The 16,436-nt window shown below is 39.8% G+C and carries 15 protein-coding genes; 7 read left to right on the top strand and 8 right to left on the bottom strand.

All coding sequences use genetic code 11. From position 1 onward, the window contains the following. The first annotated feature begins 161 nt into the window (after nucleotides 1-161). A complete protein-coding gene (asd, locus tag L3V38_RS07340; protein ID WP_237118930.1) occupies nucleotides 162-1,298 on the top strand; it encodes an aspartate-semialdehyde dehydrogenase in 1,137 nt (378 codons plus the stop codon). Between the two features lie 70 nt (nucleotides 1,299-1,368). Here the strand turns inward: asd and fhuF are convergent, their stop codons facing one another. The 6 genes from fhuF to L3V38_RS07310 form a co-directional block, all read right to left on the bottom strand. Continuing rightward, nucleotides 1,369-2,151, bottom strand: a complete 783-nt coding sequence (gene fhuF / locus L3V38_RS07335; protein ID WP_237118929.1) for a siderophore-iron reductase FhuF — start codon at nucleotides 2,149-2,151, stop codon at nucleotides 1,369-1,371. A 123-nt stretch (nucleotides 2,152-2,274) separates the two neighbouring features. After that, nucleotides 2,275-4,422: a TonB-dependent siderophore receptor gene (locus L3V38_RS07330; RefSeq protein WP_237118928.1), complete on the bottom strand. Its 2,148-nt coding sequence runs from the start codon at nucleotides 4,420-4,422 to the stop codon at nucleotides 2,275-2,277. A gap of 45 nt (nucleotides 4,423-4,467) precedes the next feature. Further along, complete coding sequence (locus tag L3V38_RS07325) at nucleotides 4,468-6,330, bottom strand: IucA/IucC family siderophore biosynthesis protein (RefSeq protein ID WP_237118927.1); 1,863 nt, start codon at nucleotides 6,328-6,330, stop codon at nucleotides 4,468-4,470. Nucleotides 6,331-6,332: 2 nt separating this feature from the next. Further along, nucleotides 6,333-6,938 (bottom strand): GNAT family N-acetyltransferase, encoded by a 606-nt coding sequence (locus tag L3V38_RS07320; protein ID WP_237118926.1) that lies wholly within the window; start codon nucleotides 6,936-6,938, stop codon nucleotides 6,333-6,335. Continuing rightward, nucleotides 6,935-8,272, bottom strand: a complete 1,338-nt coding sequence (locus L3V38_RS07315; RefSeq protein WP_237118925.1) for a SidA/IucD/PvdA family monooxygenase — start codon at nucleotides 8,270-8,272, stop codon at nucleotides 6,935-6,937. The genes L3V38_RS07320 and L3V38_RS07315 overlap by 4 nt, the downstream gene beginning before the upstream one ends. A gap of 10 nt (nucleotides 8,273-8,282) precedes the next feature. Beyond that, nucleotides 8,283-9,842 carry an aspartate aminotransferase family protein gene (locus L3V38_RS07310; protein WP_237118924.1) on the bottom strand — a complete coding sequence of 520 codons (1,560 nt, stop codon included), beginning with the start codon at nucleotides 9,840-9,842 and terminating at the stop codon, nucleotides 8,283-8,285. 315 nt (nucleotides 9,843-10,157) lie between these two features. Between L3V38_RS07310 and L3V38_RS07305 the strand changes: the two genes are divergently transcribed. Both L3V38_RS07305 and L3V38_RS07300 read left to right on the top strand, forming a co-directional pair. Further along, nucleotides 10,158-10,430, top strand: coding sequence for an FMN-binding negative transcriptional regulator (locus tag L3V38_RS07305; RefSeq protein ID WP_237118923.1), 273 nt, complete (start codon nucleotides 10,158-10,160; stop codon nucleotides 10,428-10,430). Between the two features lie 179 nt (nucleotides 10,431-10,609). Then, nucleotides 10,610-11,041: an FMN-binding negative transcriptional regulator gene (locus L3V38_RS07300; RefSeq protein ID WP_237118922.1), complete on the top strand. Its 432-nt coding sequence runs from the start codon at nucleotides 10,610-10,612 to the stop codon at nucleotides 11,039-11,041. Nucleotides 11,042-11,087: 46 nt separating this feature from the next. On the opposite strand, the gene grxC is transcribed toward L3V38_RS07300, so the two are convergent. Beyond that, nucleotides 11,088-11,327, bottom strand: coding sequence for a glutaredoxin 3 (gene grxC / locus L3V38_RS07295; protein ID WP_062568018.1), 240 nt, complete (start codon nucleotides 11,325-11,327; stop codon nucleotides 11,088-11,090). 81 nt (nucleotides 11,328-11,408) lie between these two features. Between grxC and L3V38_RS07290 the strand changes: the two genes are divergently transcribed. Beyond that, the gene (locus tag L3V38_RS07290) at nucleotides 11,409-12,326 is read left to right on the top strand and encodes an AraC family transcriptional regulator (protein ID WP_237118921.1); all 918 of its coding nucleotides are present in this window, start codon (nucleotides 11,409-11,411) and stop codon (nucleotides 12,324-12,326) included. Nucleotides 12,327-12,333: 7 nt separating this feature from the next. Here L3V38_RS07290 and L3V38_RS07285 read toward each other — a convergent pair whose 3' ends face one another. Continuing rightward, nucleotides 12,334-12,801, bottom strand: coding sequence for a YHS domain-containing (seleno)protein (locus L3V38_RS07285; RefSeq protein ID WP_130152197.1), 468 nt, complete (start codon nucleotides 12,799-12,801; stop codon nucleotides 12,334-12,336). A gap of 401 nt (nucleotides 12,802-13,202) precedes the next feature. Between L3V38_RS07285 and L3V38_RS07280 the strand changes: the two genes are divergently transcribed. The 3 genes from L3V38_RS07280 to L3V38_RS07270 all read left to right on the top strand — a co-directional run bounded on the left by L3V38_RS07280 (nucleotide 13,203) and on the right by L3V38_RS07270 (nucleotide 16,434). Continuing rightward, a complete protein-coding gene (locus L3V38_RS07280) occupies nucleotides 13,203-15,161 on the top strand; it encodes a methyl-accepting chemotaxis protein (RefSeq protein ID WP_237118920.1) in 1,959 nt (652 codons plus the stop codon). Nucleotides 15,162-15,287: 126 nt separating this feature from the next. Next, a complete protein-coding gene (locus tag L3V38_RS07275; RefSeq protein ID WP_237118919.1) occupies nucleotides 15,288-15,722 on the top strand; it encodes a GNAT family N-acetyltransferase in 435 nt (144 codons plus the stop codon). A gap of 331 nt (nucleotides 15,723-16,053) precedes the next feature. Further along, on the top strand, nucleotides 16,054-16,434 hold the full coding sequence (locus tag L3V38_RS07270; RefSeq protein WP_062568013.1) for a VOC family protein: 381 nt from the start codon (nucleotides 16,054-16,056) through the stop codon (nucleotides 16,432-16,434). Nucleotides 16,435-16,436: the final 2 nt, after the last annotated feature.

Raw genomic sequence — 16,436 nt, 5'->3', positions numbered from 1 at the left:
AACAAATTGGGTATTTGAGATGAGATTACTAAGCCAAGATGAAAAAATTTTATATTCTATGACTAGCACTAGTTTTGCTTGGGCCGCAATGCTAGATTACCTCTGTAAAAATTAAATTCTCACGCAATGGACTTTAATTTTTAACAGTTTAGGTAATTTGAATGAATCAAACAGTGGAACAAACAATGAAAAAAGTAGGATTAGTCGGTTGGCGGGGCATGGTTGGCTCTGTGTTATTAGAGCGTATGCAGCAAGAAAATGATTTTTCTAAGATCGACACGACTTTTTTCACCACCTCACAAACCGGTCAATTAGGCCCTGATATTGCGGGTCCTGCTAAGCCGCTTTTAGATGCGAATGATATTGCTGAGCTTGCGAAGATGGATATTATTGTGACTTGCCAAGGCGGTGATTATACCAAAGCCGTTTACCCGCAGTTACGCGAATCAGGTTGGCAAGGTTACTGGATTGACGCTGCATCTGCACTGCGTATGAGTGACGATAGCATTATTGTTCTTGATCCAGTCAATAAAGACGTTATAGATCAAGGCTTAGAGCAGGGGGTTAAAACCTATGTTGGCGGCAACTGTACTGTATCGTTAATGTTGTTAGCGCTAGGTGGTTTATTTGAGCAAGACTTGATTGAATGGGTTAGCCCAATGACGTATCAAGCGGCTTCTGGTGCTGGTGCCCGCAATATGAAAGAGTTAATCGCACAAATGGGTGCAATTCACGAAACGGTTGCTGACAAACTGGCTGATCCTAGCGCGGCAATTCTTGAAATTGATAAATTAGTCACTGAAAAAATCGCCTCAAGTGATTTACCACAAGACCAATTTGGTGTGCCTTTAGCAGGTAGTCTTATCCCTTGGATTGATGTACCAATGCCAAGCGGTCAGAGTAAAGAAGAGTGGAAAGCACAAGTTGAAGCAAACAAGATTTTAGGTAGTAGCCAGCAACCTATCCCTGTTGATGGTTTATGTGTTCGCATTGGTGCTATGCGTTGCCACTCTCAAGCAATGACGATTAAGCTACGCAAAGATATCAGCGTGGAGAAAGTGGAAGAGATTCTGGCTTCTCACAATGAATGGGTCAAAGTTATTCCAAACGACCGCGACATTACGGCTACAGACCTAACCCCTGTAAAAGTAACGGGCACCTTGTCTATTCCGGTAGGCCGTATTCGTAAATTGGCCATGGGCCCAGAATACATCAGTGCATTTACAGTGGGTGACCAACTTTTATGGGGCGCTGCCGAACCTCTTCGTCGTATGTTACGCATAATTGTTGATGGCTAAACAAGGCTATGTTTGAGCAATAAAGCTTTGCTCAAACAATCTATTCTATAGAGGCTCTTTTACAGAGCCTTCATATCGCAGTTTTACAGACCTTGTGTTTATTTTTGTGCAATGGGCAAATAGTACACATTTGTGTGTTAGGTAATTTATGCCGTAAACAACACATAATACGCGGGTAGTCACTATTTTTAAGTCTAATTTTACGCCATAAGGGGTGTGGCAAAGTAGCGCCTTTAGCGAGTAATAATGTGTCTTTACTAAATAACTGGTTTAGTAAATTTAGTTTAAATTCCTGAGCTAACGGCATTTCTGATAAATACCAATAAAAACAGTACGCTACATGACTATAAAATAACTTTTCTGACACCGGCGACAGGGTACTTAGTTGTTTCACAATAGGGTTTATCAGCTTAGCAAGTAACCGCTCTAGCAATGTGATAGCTAACTCAGTCGGTCTTTGAATTTGATCTTCTCTAAGCACTAAATAGAAACATTCTACTCGCCCCGTTTGATGATAAGTCCAATGCCAGTTTTTAAGGTTCATTGCAGCATGTAATACACTCGTCTGGCTTTTTAATGCGTATTCTAATAGTGGCGGAAGTAAAAAGCCGAAAAACCATTGGCTCCACATAGAATGTAAAGCGCTAAGATCGATTGCTTCTTGCTGTTGTTGATAGCTCTTAGAAAAAGTCATAAGCGCTTTGGTATAATGTGGTTTATTTAATCGTTGTGATAATGGTTGGCAGTTTTCGGGGAGAGGTTGATGTGGCTCAATAATTTTAAAATGCTGACTATAAAATGGAGCTTGTCGCTCCAGTAAAGAGTTTAGCTCAGTGGTATCGTGTAACGCCATGTATGTTTGTACTTTCATTGTGCTGGGGTGGAAGTTTCTTCATAAAATTGCGTCTTTAAAGTGTATATTATGCCGCCTCATACAGAGGCGGCATAATAGCAATTCGCAATAATGTCGAGTTACTTAGAAACTATATTGAGCAGTGATGCTAAAGTTTCGTGGTGCGCCATATTGAAACTGGTTATAAAAGCCTAATTGGCTGTAATAACGTTTATCTAATGCGTTGTCTAAATTAGCGCGCAATGTTAGTTGATCGTTTACATTGTATCTTGCCATTAATCGAACAAGCCCATAACTTTGCTGGCTAACCTCCACTGAGCTTCTATCTGGCTTAGTGACATCTCTGCGGATCTCACTTTGCCAATTAACACCAGCACCCAGTTGTAAGCCATTTACCCAGTTATCCAATTCATAGGTAGTGAAGAGCTTTACTTGATGTTTTGGGCTGGTGGTCGTTACTTTTTCACCATCAGGGTCTTCTGTTTCAAATTGACTATAACCAAAATAGACGTTCCATTGTTCATTGATTGAACCATTGGCTTCAAATTCGAATCCTTGTGTTTTAGTGCCATCAATACCGCGGTATATAGGAACTGTTGTTCCTGGTAAGGTTTCTCCCGTTGCTTCACCAACATTATCTTGACGGATCTCAAACACCGAAAGTGAGGTGTCTAACGCTTCTTCAAATAAGCTGGCTTTTATACCTGCTTCATAGTTTTTTCCTTTAACAGGATCGAGGTAACTGCCATCAGCTTGCACTCTACTTTGTGGTGTAAAAATATCTGTGTAGTTGGCATACAGTGATACATTTTTCCCAATAGCATAGGTGGCGCCGACATAGCTGGTAAATTCATTATCAACTTCGTAATCATGAACGGTGCCAAAATTGTCTTGGTCAGTTTCCCAATTATCAATACGCCCACCTATTACCATTGAAAGTGCGTCGGTTAACTCAATATCAGAGGCAAGGTATATTGCTTGTTGTTTTGTTTCTCCCCATGAGCCATACAGAACTTCATCGCTCCATGTAGGGGTCGGATATGTAAAATCTTCATCTCTAAAGTCACCTAAAGGTGGAGCCTCATCTAAAGAGCCATAATATGGATTGGCAAACTCTTGCTTCTGTTGATTTGCACCAATTAGAATTTGTTGTGAGCGGTCAAAGAGGGTAAAGCGGCCCGTTAATTTTAAGTCGAATGTATGTTGGGTTCGATTACCATCAATAAATGCCAATGAGCCAGGTATCATCCCTTCGTTGGTTATTGGATCTGGGTGACCTGTAGCCCATAACACATCATATTCTAAATCGTTATCACCATAGATGTAACTTGCTTTGAGTTGCCAGTCATCACTAAAGTTATGTTCAATCGTGGCAAAGCTATTCAATGCTTTGGTTTTGGATGACGCCCAGCGTGGGGCTGTTGACGTATGGTGGCTGTAGTTAGTTCTATTGCCTTGGTTGTCGAATAACGGTAATCCGCCAGACATAGAGCCTTCAGGTTTGGTGTCTTGATAGTCAGCACCTAACGTCAGCAATGTATTACGACCTATATCTGCTTCGATAATACCGTAAAGGGTTTGTCGTTGCTGCTCGTAACGGTGCTGATAGCTTTCACGATCTTGATACGCTACGACGACTCGACCTCGAACACTTGCGTCTTGATTTAAGCCTCCCGATAAATCAACAATACCGCGTAACTGTTGCCATGAACCTGTACTTAGGCTTACGCTTGCTTGAAACGCTTCTGTCGGACGCTTACGAACTAAATTAATCGCAGCCGATGGGCTACCCGCCCCGAGCATCAAACCTGTTGCACCGCGAACAACTTCTACCCGCTGATAAATTGCGCTATCCATTAAGTTGTCACCATAGTTAAAGCGTGTATCGTAGGTTGTTGCCACGCCGTCATATAAAATGCTGCTTACGCCAATACCGCGGGCACTGATTGAGTAGCGGTCGTTGTCAGAAGGGCGGGTATTAATCCCTGTTACGCTGTTCATCACTTCAATAACTGAGTTTAGTTGTTGATCTTTTATCGCTTGCTCAGTCACGACTGTGGTTGATTGTGGTGTTTCTAGAAATGATAATTCTAAACCCGTTGCGGTACTCATTTGCTCAACTTTATAGCCTTGAGCATTGCTTTGTTCACCAACGACTGTGAGTACTTCAATATCGTGATGCTTTTTTTGCTCAGCCTGTAAAGAGTGGCTAAATATCGCTAAACAAGAAAGTGCGACAGGCGTGAGTTTAAAGTAGTTAGTCTTTTTCATTTTTATCCGTAGTCCTATTACGTCTATAAATAGTGAGGCCTATGCTTAGGCCATTGTTGTGTCATGTTGAAAGTCATGACGAGTGGCAAAATCATGCAGTGGGTTTTTGATATCCCCAGCAAAACGGAGATTTTTCTCTCTATCTTCAAGGTCAATCATCTGCTGATTATTATTCAATTGAATGCGGTTTAAGCAGGTACGCGTAAAGCGAGCCTTAAATAAGTTGTAACGTGCGTATTTTTCGGAGAATTGCGGGTTTTCATGCTGATACTGATAAACTTTATCAGCGACTAATTGCCAAAAATCATGTTCAGTTAAACAATTTTGCGCATCAAGCTGAGGTGCGATAAAGCGGAAGATACAGTCGAAAATATCTAGCAGTATATAGTTTAACTTCATGTCCTCTTCTAGGCTCACCGCTAAGTCAGCGACATGACCAGGTAAAGGGGAATTGCCGTTTAGAATCGCGACTTCTTCGCCAATATCTTTCATTAAAATAGTAACTGGTTGGTGTTCTTCTAAAACAAGGATGAGGTTTTCACCATGGGGCATAAACACTAAATCATACGCAAAGAACGCATGTAATAGAGGTTGTAAATAAAGATCCAGCAATTTGCTTACCCACTCAGTTGCTGTGAGTTGAGAGGTATTAATGAGTTCAACAAGCAAGCTCTTTTGTTGGCTGTCTTGATGTAGCAAGGCAGCTAATGTCAAAAGCTGTTGGTTTTCTTTAACTAACGGTTCTCCTTGAAACGTTAAACTGAAAGGGCTTTCTCGCCAAAGTGCGCTGAGCATTTTTTTATAAGGCGTGTCTTTTTCTAAAGCTTGCTCGTAATATTTATGGTGATAACCAATTGCGACGGTTTCTCTTAAAACGACAAAGCGTTTTTTAGCAAAGTATGGGTCGCTGTTCACAAGCTCAGCAACAAAAGTGTTTATTTCGGGCGTTCGGCTCATATAATAAGGAGATAAACCGCGCATAAAGCCCATGTTCAATATAGACAACGCGGTTTTCACATAGCAACGCTTGTTGTTATTTAAGTTGAAGAATGTGCGAATCGACTGTTGTACCTGATAGTCATCTTCACTGTGGCCAAGATAAACAAGTTGCTTACGAGCAAGATCAGCAGCAAAAATTCGGCTAATTTTTTCGCGCCACTGCCAAGGATGCACCGGCATAAAGTAATAGTCTTCAGCTTTTTTACCATGCTCAGCAATTATGTTATTAAATGCTGCAATTTGCTGGTTGCCTAATTCGCTTTCAATAAAACGCTCGTAATTAAGCTCTTCTATCATTGCTAGGCTTGTGTTTACCCGCGCAACAGCTAACCAGACTAATTTCATTGCTTGACCACTTTCAGGTGTAAGCGCGTGGCAGTCATCCATATCAAAGCCAATACGACCATTGTTAGCAACAAATACTGGGTGGCCTTCGGTCATGGCCGCTTCAATTTGTTGATAATCGCAATGTACCAGCTCTGAAACGGGTTTATTTTGGTGAAGTAATTTAAATGCTTTACTGTATAAAGTGCTGGTGATTTCCTCTAAATAAGTTGGTAAGAGGCTATCGGTAATACCTAAACGATCTTTTAGGGCAATAATGAGCGTTACGGCATCTAAATCTTGGTTAATGCCATCTAGTTTGCAGACGATTGATTCTGGGTGAATATGTAGGTGATCTAGTTGATAGTGACGAGCACTAAAGTCATAACTTAAAAGCCCTTGGTTGCTTTCTAATAATAACTGAAATTGCTGCACTGTTTGTTTTCTATCTTCTTTTGCTGCAATAGGTTTTATTAGTTTTTCATGACTAAACTCAGAGAGTATTTTGGCGACTAAATGTTGATTAGCACCTTGCCATAAAGATTCAGACAAATGTTGAGGGAATGAATTTTTAATGATTTCCATAATTAGTCTCCTTGTGTTGTAGCTGCTTCAAAGCTTGCTAGATCAGCAAAACCTAGCCATGCATCTTTGTTTGTAAGGCGAACGATATGACTGCTCTGAATGCCTATTTTTTTATTTAGCTTATGTATTTTTTGATTGTTAATGTCAGGCTCAACAACTAATCGAGTAAAACCTAATTTAGATAAGATGAGTTTTGCTGTTGCTGTAATAGCACGCCGACTAAAACCACTTTGCGGAGTGATTACGGGGGCAAGTAAAAGGTGCATCCCACAATCACCAGACTGGTTTTCAAAATGTTTACCGATTTCGTCAAATTGCGGGTCATACAATTCAATAAAAAAAGCAGGAGTCGCATCTTGGTAAGCTATAAGTGCTAGTTTATGAGATGCGGGAGCAAGTTCACTTTGGCGTTGCTCCGCATTCATATTTTGCATTCCCCAAAAGTGGGCATAATCTTGAGCAAGCCAGCTATTTAATAAGGAAAAGTGCTTCTGTGCTTGGTAAATGTAAAAACGAAAGTCATCAATAACAAAGGCGTCAGTGTTTATTATTGCTTGGCACTGGCTAGCGAAGCTTTTACTGACCTCTGCGTGGTTACAACTGCTCACATAGCCTCCTGTGACATTGAAGCTGTTTTACTACGTGAGGGCGTAAAGCTCTCTGTTTTAGGAATGCCAAATTGTTGGAAAGCGATGCGTTCTTCAATGCTGTAAGGCGCTTTACCTAATACTTGTTTTAAAATGATGGCATTGCGATAACACACCATTCCGAGATCTGGCACGGTTAATCCATGGCTGTTAAGGCCTAGGTTTTGTGCAAAAATGCGACCCTGCTCATCAATGTTATAGTTACGTTTTACTTGTAGCTCGTCGTTCTCGTCGAAGTTTAATTTATGACGTAATGGTTCAATGAAGGTGGGTAACTGGTATTGATAGCCTGTCGCCATTACAAGTGCATTAGTATTAAAGCTAAAATCTTGCTCTAGCTCGTTATGTAGGCATGAGAGGGCAAGTTTTTGGCCTTCTTGTTTAATGTTCGTTAATGAGGTATTCGTTAAAAGCTCGGCTAAGAAATCGCAATTCAGTTTCTTTTGATAGAGCAAATCGTAAATATCGTTAATGAGCTCTGAATTAATTCCTTTATAAAGCGACTTTTGTGAGTGGATAAGTTGTTGTCGCTTCGCACTTGGTAAATTATGGAAATAATCAATATACTCAGGCGATGTCATTTCAAGAGTAAGCTTGGTGTACTCTAAGGGAAAGAACCGCGGTGAACGCGTCAACCAGCGTAATTGATAGCCAAATTTATCAATATCTAGCAGTAAATCATGGAAAATCTCTGCTGCACTCTGACCACTGCCAACAATAGTAATGTCAGACTTGCTTTGTAACATTGTTTTGTTATTAAGGTACTGTGAAGAGTGAGTTATGTGCTTATCGGTTGGGCAAAATTCAGGTAGCCAAGGTTGAGTACCGGTACCAAGCACTAAATGTTTACAATAAAAATCTTGTACCTTGCCAGTCACTTTATCTTTGCCAGAGACTCGGTAACAGTCGAGCTGTTGCTCGTATTCGAGGTTTTCTACGTGAAAATTAAACTTGAGATTATTTAACTGGCGGCACACCCACTGGCAATACTGATTATATTCTTGTCGCGGTAAAAAGAAGTTCTCGCGAATATAAAACGAATACAATTTACCAGTCTGCTTGGCAAAATTTAAGTAACTGAACTGACTTGTCGGGTCTGCCATCGTCACTAAATCTGACATAAAAGGGGTTTGCAGACTCGCAGAGTCTAATAACATACCAGGATGCCAATCAAATTTAGGGCGACTGTCAACAAATAGCGTCTTCAAGTCTGAAAGGGGCGAAGAAAGCGCTGCTAAGCTTAAATTAAACGGGCCTACACCTATTCCGATTAAATCATAAATTTCTGGTTTCATTGTCTTTTCCTTAAGCTGTGCACAGTTGTTTGCTTTTGCAGTCGATCACATATTGTTCGCCAATTTTGCAAATTTCATTCAATACGTCGTCTATGCTGTCTATCGATGCGTGAGGGTTCAATAAAGTGAATTTTAAATACTGAATATTGTTCACTTTTGTTGCTGCAATCATGGCACGGCTACTTTGAGCTAAGGTCTTGCGAATAGTGCGGTTGCATTCATCAAGCTGAGTTTGGCTTAAGGCGCTATCGTTAAATCGAAATACGAGTGTAGTGAGTGATGGAACTTGTGCAGCTTGTAACAGGCTATGACGTGTTAAGCGTTGGTATACCTGTTGTGTTTTTTCAAGCAAGGTATCGAACATGGCACCAATCGCATCAGGCCCTTCTGTTCTTAAGCTTAACCAGAGCTTTAACGCATCGAATCGGCGCGTTGTTTGTAAGCTTTTATTTATTAAATCAGGAACGCCGGCTTGTGCTTGAGCCTTTGGATTGAGGTAATCGGCGTGATAAGTTAGAAAGCTCAATAACCGCTTGTCTTTGACCAATAGGGCAGAGCAGCATACTGGCTGGAAAAATGTTTTGTGAAAATCAATACTGACAGAGTCAGCTAAATCAATGCCTAACAAACGTTCGTTATGGCGTTGTGATACTAACAAAGCGCCACCATAAGCCGCATCGACGTGTAAATAACAGTTATGCTTTTTACATAAATGAGCAATGCTTGCTATCGGGTCGATTGCGCCAAAATCTGTTGTACCAGCCGTGGCGATTACCGCAATTGGTAATAAATTTGCTCTTTGAAGTTCATTTAATGTGTTTTCGAGGCTATGGGTATCAATACAGCGATTTTCATCACACGCAACACTGATAACAGCATCATGACCAAGACCCAATAATGCGGCTGCTTTTTGAATACTAAAATGGCTATATTCAGAACAAAGAATGCGATAACGATGTGCATTACTGCTTAAGCCAGAAGTAATATTTGTATGGCTTTGTGGTTCTAATTTGCCTGCCAACTCACGTGCAAGTAATAATGCCATTAAATTAGACTGGGTTCCGCCAGTGGTAAACACGCCGTCTGCGCCCTCATCGTAACCGATTCTTTGGCATGTCCAATCAATCACTTTTTGTTCTATAAGTGTTGCGCCTGCACTTTGATCCCATGTTTCAACAGCGGTGTTTATCGAAGAGCTAAACAACTCTGCCAGCAGGGATGTAAGCATTACTGGGCAATTTAAGTGAGCAAGGTAATCTGGATGATGGAAGTAAATCGCGTGTTTTAAATAAAGGTGATCTAGCTCTTCGAGGACTTGATTTATGTCACTTAAAGGTGTGTTTAGATCAATGGCTGCAAATTCTTCTTGCAACTGTGCAGGTTGCACTCCGCTGGTCGGGGAATTAACTTTTTTAATACGCTCGCTTAGAGTGCTTATACCCAATTGCATTAATTGTGAGTAATCCTGCATTGGCGAAACACCAAAAAGTGGGGCATCAGTTTGTTTGGTTTTAGTTTGATAGTTAGAATCATTAATCCATTGATATTGCGGCGGTTTAAAATTTTCCATTGTGTATATCCTTTAACATTGATTTAGTAACCAAGAGACAAGAAAAGCTTTTTCCGTCTCCAATTAATTAAAATCCGCAACACCCTGTACCGATAATTAGGAAGGTATCACGCATTAAATGTTAATGCAAACAATTATCATTTAGTTACTTTACTCTAATTTAACGGTATCTTGATTTGTTAGTTTTCCGAATTGGTTAAAGGGCATGACACTATTTGTGCTGTAGGTAGCGGGTAAAGACTAGTAGAAAATTCTTTATCAATTACAATGATAGATTCAAACAATCAGAGCAATTTTTAATAACATGAGAAAAGCATGCACATACCCAACAAGTGGAAAATGACACCAGAGCGAGTCTCACAATTTATAAAAAACTATAGCTTTGCGCTGATGATAGACAGTGAATTTGAAGCCACACATTTGCCATTGGTGTATAAACCCGAAGAAGGTGAGTTTGGTACTTTATATGGTCATGTGTCACGGGCGAATCGTCATGGTAAAAGCTTGCAAGATACGCGTGTATTAGTGGTTTTTAATGGTCCGCGTATACCCAAACCACCTCAAGATCCGAGTTTCAGTTGGAATTAAAAGTGATTTAGGCAAGGCATTGACTGAAAAGAATGGTTTTTCCCTTGTTAAAGTCAATAACGCCGAATAAATCGCTTTTAAACCAACCCTTAGGGCGTTTCTCAAGAACTTACTCTCTGCGTTGTTACTTCTTAAAAGGGAGTGCCATTCTTACAAAGTAACGCCTTGACATTAAGCCCATGAGAAACGCTGAATTCTGTATCTTGAGGTGGTTTGGGTATAATATATCACCCACTTGGTATGCAGAAAAGCCTGCTGTATCGACGTGGAACTACGCCGCAGTTCATACAAAAGGCAAGGTTGAATACCTCGATGATGACAATACCTTAGCTTGCTTAGATGAGTTAATTAGCCAATACGAACCGAGTATTTTAAACGACACTAATTTGCTGCCAGATGATTATCAAGCGAAGCTACTACGGGGGATTGTTGGTATTAAAATCAAACTTGACTCAATTCAGGCAAAAGAAAAGTTAGGCCAGCATAAATCAGTAGCTGATCAACAAGGTGTTGTAGCAGGGTTAAAAAAAGATAAGCATCCTGATGCGCAAAGCTTATTATCATATATGTTGAAAACTGAGGTAGGTATAGGAAAAGATATCAATAGCTAAGTTTTACTTGCTGTAGCGTGTATCTTCTCCTATTGCTAAAGCTAATTTAGCTATGGCTTAGCTGTTTAACATAGTGCTGAAAATCATCAAAACCACCAATATGTTCATCATTAATAAATATTTGTGGGACAGTTCTACGACCACTTAGTGAAACCATTTCCTGAAAAAGTCGGTCGTTATCTGAGATTTCTATTGCTGTGTATTGCCAACCTAACTTTTTAAACAGTTGCTTTGCCGCTCGACAGTATGGGCAATAGTCTTTGTGGTACATTTTGATCTTAGCCATGAGTTAGTCCTAAGTGATTTAACCGATGTGGCTAGTTTAAGCTGTGTTATTTTTTTCTCTATGTTGCAAGTAGCTAAAATTATGTCTGAAAGTCCAAATATTTATTTAAATGATCCTGATCCGCTTAGTGTGTTACTTGAGCGAATGTCCTTGAGGGCCGAAGTATACGTTAATGGTGATTTTTGTGGCTCGTGGGCTGTTGATACATCGGGCTCTCGCCGGATTCCATTTCATTTAATTGGTAAAGGGCAAGCATGGCTGCATTTTGAGAATGAAACTATCGTATTGAATGAAAAAGATCTTGTTGTTTTCCCAAGAGACCATCAACACATAATATCGAGCTCACCGATTAAACCAGCAAAAAAATTAGTTAATCAGCCTGCAAAAGGGGCGGGTGAAACAGCGAATATGGTTTGTGGTTTTTTTCAGTTTAATCACACCCTAGTTAATCCACTTTTAGATGCTTTACCTGAGTTTTTACACATTCCCGCTACAAGTTCATCGTGTAATTCAAGAATAATGCAACTAATTGATATGATGATTGTGGAGTTACAGCAAAGGCGCACAGGCTGCTATACCATAGTCGATCAACTCGCTAATTTGGTGTTTATAGAAATACTTAGAGAGCAAGTTGAAACTGGTAAGTTAAATAATGGTATGTTGGTGGCGTTGTTTGATAATCGTATAGGTAAAGCACTTAATGCAATTCATCAACAACCAGAATATGCGTGGAATTTAGCGTCACTTGCCAGTAAAGCTTCAATGAGTCGTTCTAACTTTGCAGATAAGTTCACAAAACTAGTTGGCTTAAGTCCAATGAAGTATTTGCTTAAATGGCGTTTAATAGAAGCCCGTAAATTGCTGATCTGTAGTGATATTAGTATTGCAGAAATTGCACAATTAAGTGGTTACGAGACAGAAGCCGCTTTTAGAAAAGCGTTTAAACAGCACCAAGGCGAAGCCCCAGGTGCTGTTAGAAGTGCGATGGTTGGTCACTAACTATAAATTAAAGGTCATCAGCACTTACATTTTCAACGTCTGGCCAATGATCATTTGCTTCTTTAATATGTTTAGGAATGTTTTCAGCCCATGCTTTATAAACATCCATATTTTTATTTACATAGAGTTTTCCGTCTTTGATTTCAAATGCTTTGCCATCAATATCAAACTTTTTACCAAAGGTTACGCCATAAGCACAAAAACCACCGTATTGAGGCGCGTATTTCTCTGGGTTTGAATTAAACATATCTCTATTTTTAGCAGACTGAAAACGGTAAATCGCATCATTGTATACCGCTGTATATTTAGCATTCCCTAATACAGGTTTATTTTGCTTAAAATAAGCAATAACATCATGACCCGCTAAAATTACCCCATTCTCATCTGTTTCGGTGTCATTTCCAGCGTAAGATAAAGACGATAGACCTAAAAGAGCGACAGCAGCGATCCCTTTAAATGCGTGGTAAAGTTTCATAGTTATTCTCCAATTATGTTTAACTTAGGAAACATAGTAGTGAATAATCAACGAACTAAATATATCTGGCATTACTGAAAATATGTCCGAAAGTCCTGATTACAATTTGAAGAGAAAGCAAGCTTTGACAGTTAAAGTAGAATAGGCAGCACATTAGCATCCTGCGAATGCTGCCAATATTGGTTGGATGGCACTTAACATGATTGTTATAATTATGTTAAATACTATAGGTAAATTTAGTACAGTTCATTTCAGTGTCAACTAACTGTCATATTCAAGTTCAACGACACCCTACATAATTCACACAGTACTTTTTCATTTTATTGAAATCTAAATCTAATAACTTGCTGAATATAAAGATACTCACTATATTCTTGTGAGTCATACATTGGATTTAAATCATGAATATTTCTAAGAAGTTAAAGCTGTCATTTGCATCCGCAATAGTTTTACCATTAATAATCATCGCCGTTTTAGTCATCACACAAACAAGGCAACAGGCATTAGATGGTTTTGCCCAATTAAGTGAACGAGAAGCAAAGCAAGTAGATAACGGTATTAATATGTTTTTTTCAGAGATTGAAAAAAATGTAGACTACCTAGCTTCACACCCCGCTATTTTAGAAGCTAAACAAGACGTTAAAACACATATGCAATCACCCAATGCAGTTAAACTTGCGCATATGTCTGGCAGTGATACAGAGCAGGCTGCCTATACATTATTTGATCACTTTGGCGATACGCATCCAGGCCTTGCTTATATTTACATGGGGAATGAGCAAGGTGGATATATTCAATGGCCAGAAGGCGAAGTAACCGCTAATTATGATCCTAGAAAACGGCCATGGTACGAAGCAGCGAAAGCCGCTGACGGAAGCACAGTAAGAACGAATGCTTATTATTGGGCTGCTGATGATATGGTGATTGTATCAACGGTGAAAGCAATTAAACAAAATAGTCAGATTATTGGTGTTCAGGGCATGGATGTATCTCTGCAAGGTCTAACAGATATTATAGCTAATATTAAATTAGGTGAGACCGGTTATCTTATGCTCATTGAAGACAGTGGTAACGTGCTGGTGGATGTTAAACATGCAGATTATCGCTTTAAGCAATTAGCAGAGGTTAATGAAGGTAAATATAAACAGCTAGCAAATAACAGCAGCGGTCAATTTGAAATTAACCTCGAAAACACTGATTATGTGGCGAATATTTATACCTCTCAAAAACTTGGCTGGAAATTTATTGGCTTAGTTGAAAAGTCTGAAGTAATGAAAGCTGCAAACACGATGACAATTACCATTGTGATCATTAGTGCAATTTTAATCGCCGTGTTTATTTTGTTAGCCAGCTATATTTCAAAACTCATTTCTGCACCTATTGTCGAAGTGAGTGATGGGTTGACAGAAATATCACAAGGCGGCGGAGATTTAACCAAGCGGTTAATTATTAAAACGCGTGATGAAACTGGGAAGCTGGCCAATAGCTTTAATTTATTTTTGAATTTGATTTCAGAGTTAGTCACACAGATAAATGAATGTGCGCATAATGTAAGCGACACATCAGCGCAAACATCAGCACAAGCAGGGCAGTTATCAGGTTCTACTTCACAGCAGCAACAAGCTTTAGAAATGGCTGCAACGGCTATTAATGAAATGGCGGCTACCGCTAATGAAGTCTCGGCGAGCTGTGCAAATGCTGCTGAGCTTGCAACACAAACACAGCATGCCTCAGAGCTTGGTCAAAGTGTGATTTCAGAAACGGTAGAGAGTGTTGTATCGCTCTCCGAGGTCATAACCAAAGCTACTCAAGATATTAATCAGCTGGACGCTGAAAGTGAAAATATTATGTCGATATTGAGCGTGATTAGAGGCATCGCAGAACAAACTAATTTGCTTGCATTAAATGCTGCAATTGAAGCCGCCAGAGCAGGGGAACATGGTCGCGGTTTTGCGGTGGTTGCTGATGAAGTTCGCGCACTGTCACAAAGAACCTCAGAGTCAACGGAAGAAATAGCAAGCCAGTTAGACACATTACGGAAGATGTCTGACCAAGTGTCAAAAGAAATGACAACCAGTTTAAACCGCACAAATAAAACAGTTGAGTTAGCCCATTCAGCACAACATCAATTTAGCGAAATAACCGCATCAATCGTTAATATCAGTGATTTAAATACTCAAATAGCGACGGCAGCAGAAGAGCAGCAACATGTAGCTGAAGACATTAATCGTAATGTTATTGAAATTAAAAATGCGGCCGATGATGTGAGTGAGATTGCTCAAAATGCGCGTGATAATGGTGAGCGGCTGAATCAGTTATCACATTTACTTACTGATTTAGTGGGTAAGTTTAAGGTGTAAAATACTCATTTGTTTCAAAGACCTTCACATGCTTTAATGGAGTAATTAACTAAAACGACTAACGAATCCTTTTGTTATTTCATCTGAGAAGCATAAGGCTGGATAGCTCCTATAAAATGGCAAACAATGAAAATAGATAGTGCTAACGCTGAAGATTACCCAGAGCTACTTGATGTATGGGAAAATTCAGTCCGAGCAACACATGATTTTATAACAGAAGATGACATAGCCTTTTTTAAGCCGATCATCATTGAGCAAGCTTTTCCTCATGTTACTTTAAAGTGTATTAAGGATGAGCATAAGGCAATTTTGGGCTTCATTGGCGTACATGAATGCAAAATAGAAATGTTGTTCATTTTAGATGCAGCAAGAGGTAAAGGGGTTGGTAAAGCGCTTCTTAACTATGCGGTTGATCAATTTGCTGCCAACAAAGTTGATGTTAATGAGCAAAACCCACTTGCAGTTGGTTTTTACCAGCATATGGGGTTTAAAGTCGCCTCACGCTCGCCTTTAGATGATATGGGCAAACCATTTCCAATATTGCACATGATACTCCGGTAGGAATTGCTTTAGTTGTGTACCGCGGTTATTCGGCGAAAAAACACCTCTTGCAAACTTTTCCCTTGTTGCTCGCTAACTTTACTTTTAATGTGCTAAAAAGCACGACCTTCAAGCGCGCGAAACAAGTTTCACGCCTACGATGGGAACCCGTAGGAACGGCTTTAGCCGAGAAGTTCACATGTTCGGTGTTAAAGTGCATTCTACAAACTTTCCCCCAGTAACTCGCTAACTTTAACCCCGTAACTCAATAATTTGTTACAGCTTATCTTTTGCTTAATTGGTTTACGCGATATGCTGATGAAAAGAATATTGCATTACATTGGAATAGCGAATGAACCTCAATCAGGTAACCTTACCAGTAACGGATATGAATGAAGCGGTGGCTTTTTACTTAACATTGGGAATGATTCAGATTGTAGATACCCCGCATTACGCACGCTTTCAATGTCCAGATGGTGATGCCACATTTTCGCTGTCATTAGAAACTGAAGATTATAGTAATTATGCGGTAATTTATTTTGAACATGAGCAGCTCGATAAGCTGTACGAGAGACTTGTTGAAAAGGGCATTAATTTTGAACAGCCACCAACCGCTCAGCGCTATTTGTGGACGGAAGCAATTTTAAAAGACCCATCAGGGAATAAGATTAAACTATATTGGGCCGGAGAAAACCGCTTAAACCCACCATGGAAAGTAGAAAAACGAGGGTAAAA

The organism is Pseudoalteromonas sp. L1 (assembly GCF_021728095.1).
GTDB lineage: Bacteria > Pseudomonadota > Gammaproteobacteria > Enterobacterales > Alteromonadaceae > Pseudoalteromonas.
The sequence above is the reverse complement of the archived record's forward strand: the minus strand, read 5'-3'. Positions and strand labels throughout refer to the sequence as shown.

Bases quoted from the DNA above. Each gene is read 5' to 3' on its own strand.
- L3V38_RS07305 (WP_237118923.1), top strand. From the start codon at position 10,158: ATGCACATACCCAACAAGTGGAAAATGACACCAGAGCGAGTCTCACAA.
- L3V38_RS07285 (WP_130152197.1), bottom strand. From the start codon at position 12,801: ATGAAACTTTACCACGCATTTAAAGGGATCGCTGCTGTCGCTCTTTTA.
- asd (WP_237118930.1), top strand. From the start codon at position 162: ATGAATCAAACAGTGGAACAAACAATGAAAAAAGTAGGATTAGTCGGT.
- L3V38_RS07325 (WP_237118927.1), bottom strand. From the start codon at position 6,330: ATGGAAATCATTAAAAATTCATTCCCTCAACATTTGTCTGAATCTTTA.
- L3V38_RS07280 (WP_237118920.1), top strand. From the start codon at position 13,203: ATGAATATTTCTAAGAAGTTAAAGCTGTCATTTGCATCCGCAATAGTT.
- L3V38_RS07315 (WP_237118925.1), bottom strand. From the start codon at position 8,272: ATGAAACCAGAAATTTATGATTTAATCGGAATAGGTGTAGGCCCGTTT.
- L3V38_RS07330 (WP_237118928.1), bottom strand. From the start codon at position 4,422: ATGAAAAAGACTAACTACTTTAAACTCACGCCTGTCGCACTTTCTTGT.
- fhuF (WP_237118929.1), bottom strand. From the start codon at position 2,151: ATGGCGTTACACGATACCACTGAGCTAAACTCTTTACTGGAGCGACAA.
- grxC (WP_062568018.1), bottom strand. From the start codon at position 11,327: ATGGCTAAGATCAAAATGTACCACAAAGACTATTGCCCATACTGTCGA.
- L3V38_RS07310 (WP_237118924.1), bottom strand. From the start codon at position 9,842: ATGGAAAATTTTAAACCGCCGCAATATCAATGGATTAATGATTCTAAC.
- L3V38_RS07275 (WP_237118919.1), top strand. From the start codon at position 15,288: ATGAAAATAGATAGTGCTAACGCTGAAGATTACCCAGAGCTACTTGAT.
- L3V38_RS07290 (WP_237118921.1), top strand. From the start codon at position 11,409: ATGTCTGAAAGTCCAAATATTTATTTAAATGATCCTGATCCGCTTAGT.
- L3V38_RS07270 (WP_062568013.1), top strand. From the start codon at position 16,054: ATGAACCTCAATCAGGTAACCTTACCAGTAACGGATATGAATGAAGCG.
- L3V38_RS07300 (WP_237118922.1), top strand. From the start codon at position 10,610: ATGAGAAACGCTGAATTCTGTATCTTGAGGTGGTTTGGGTATAATATA.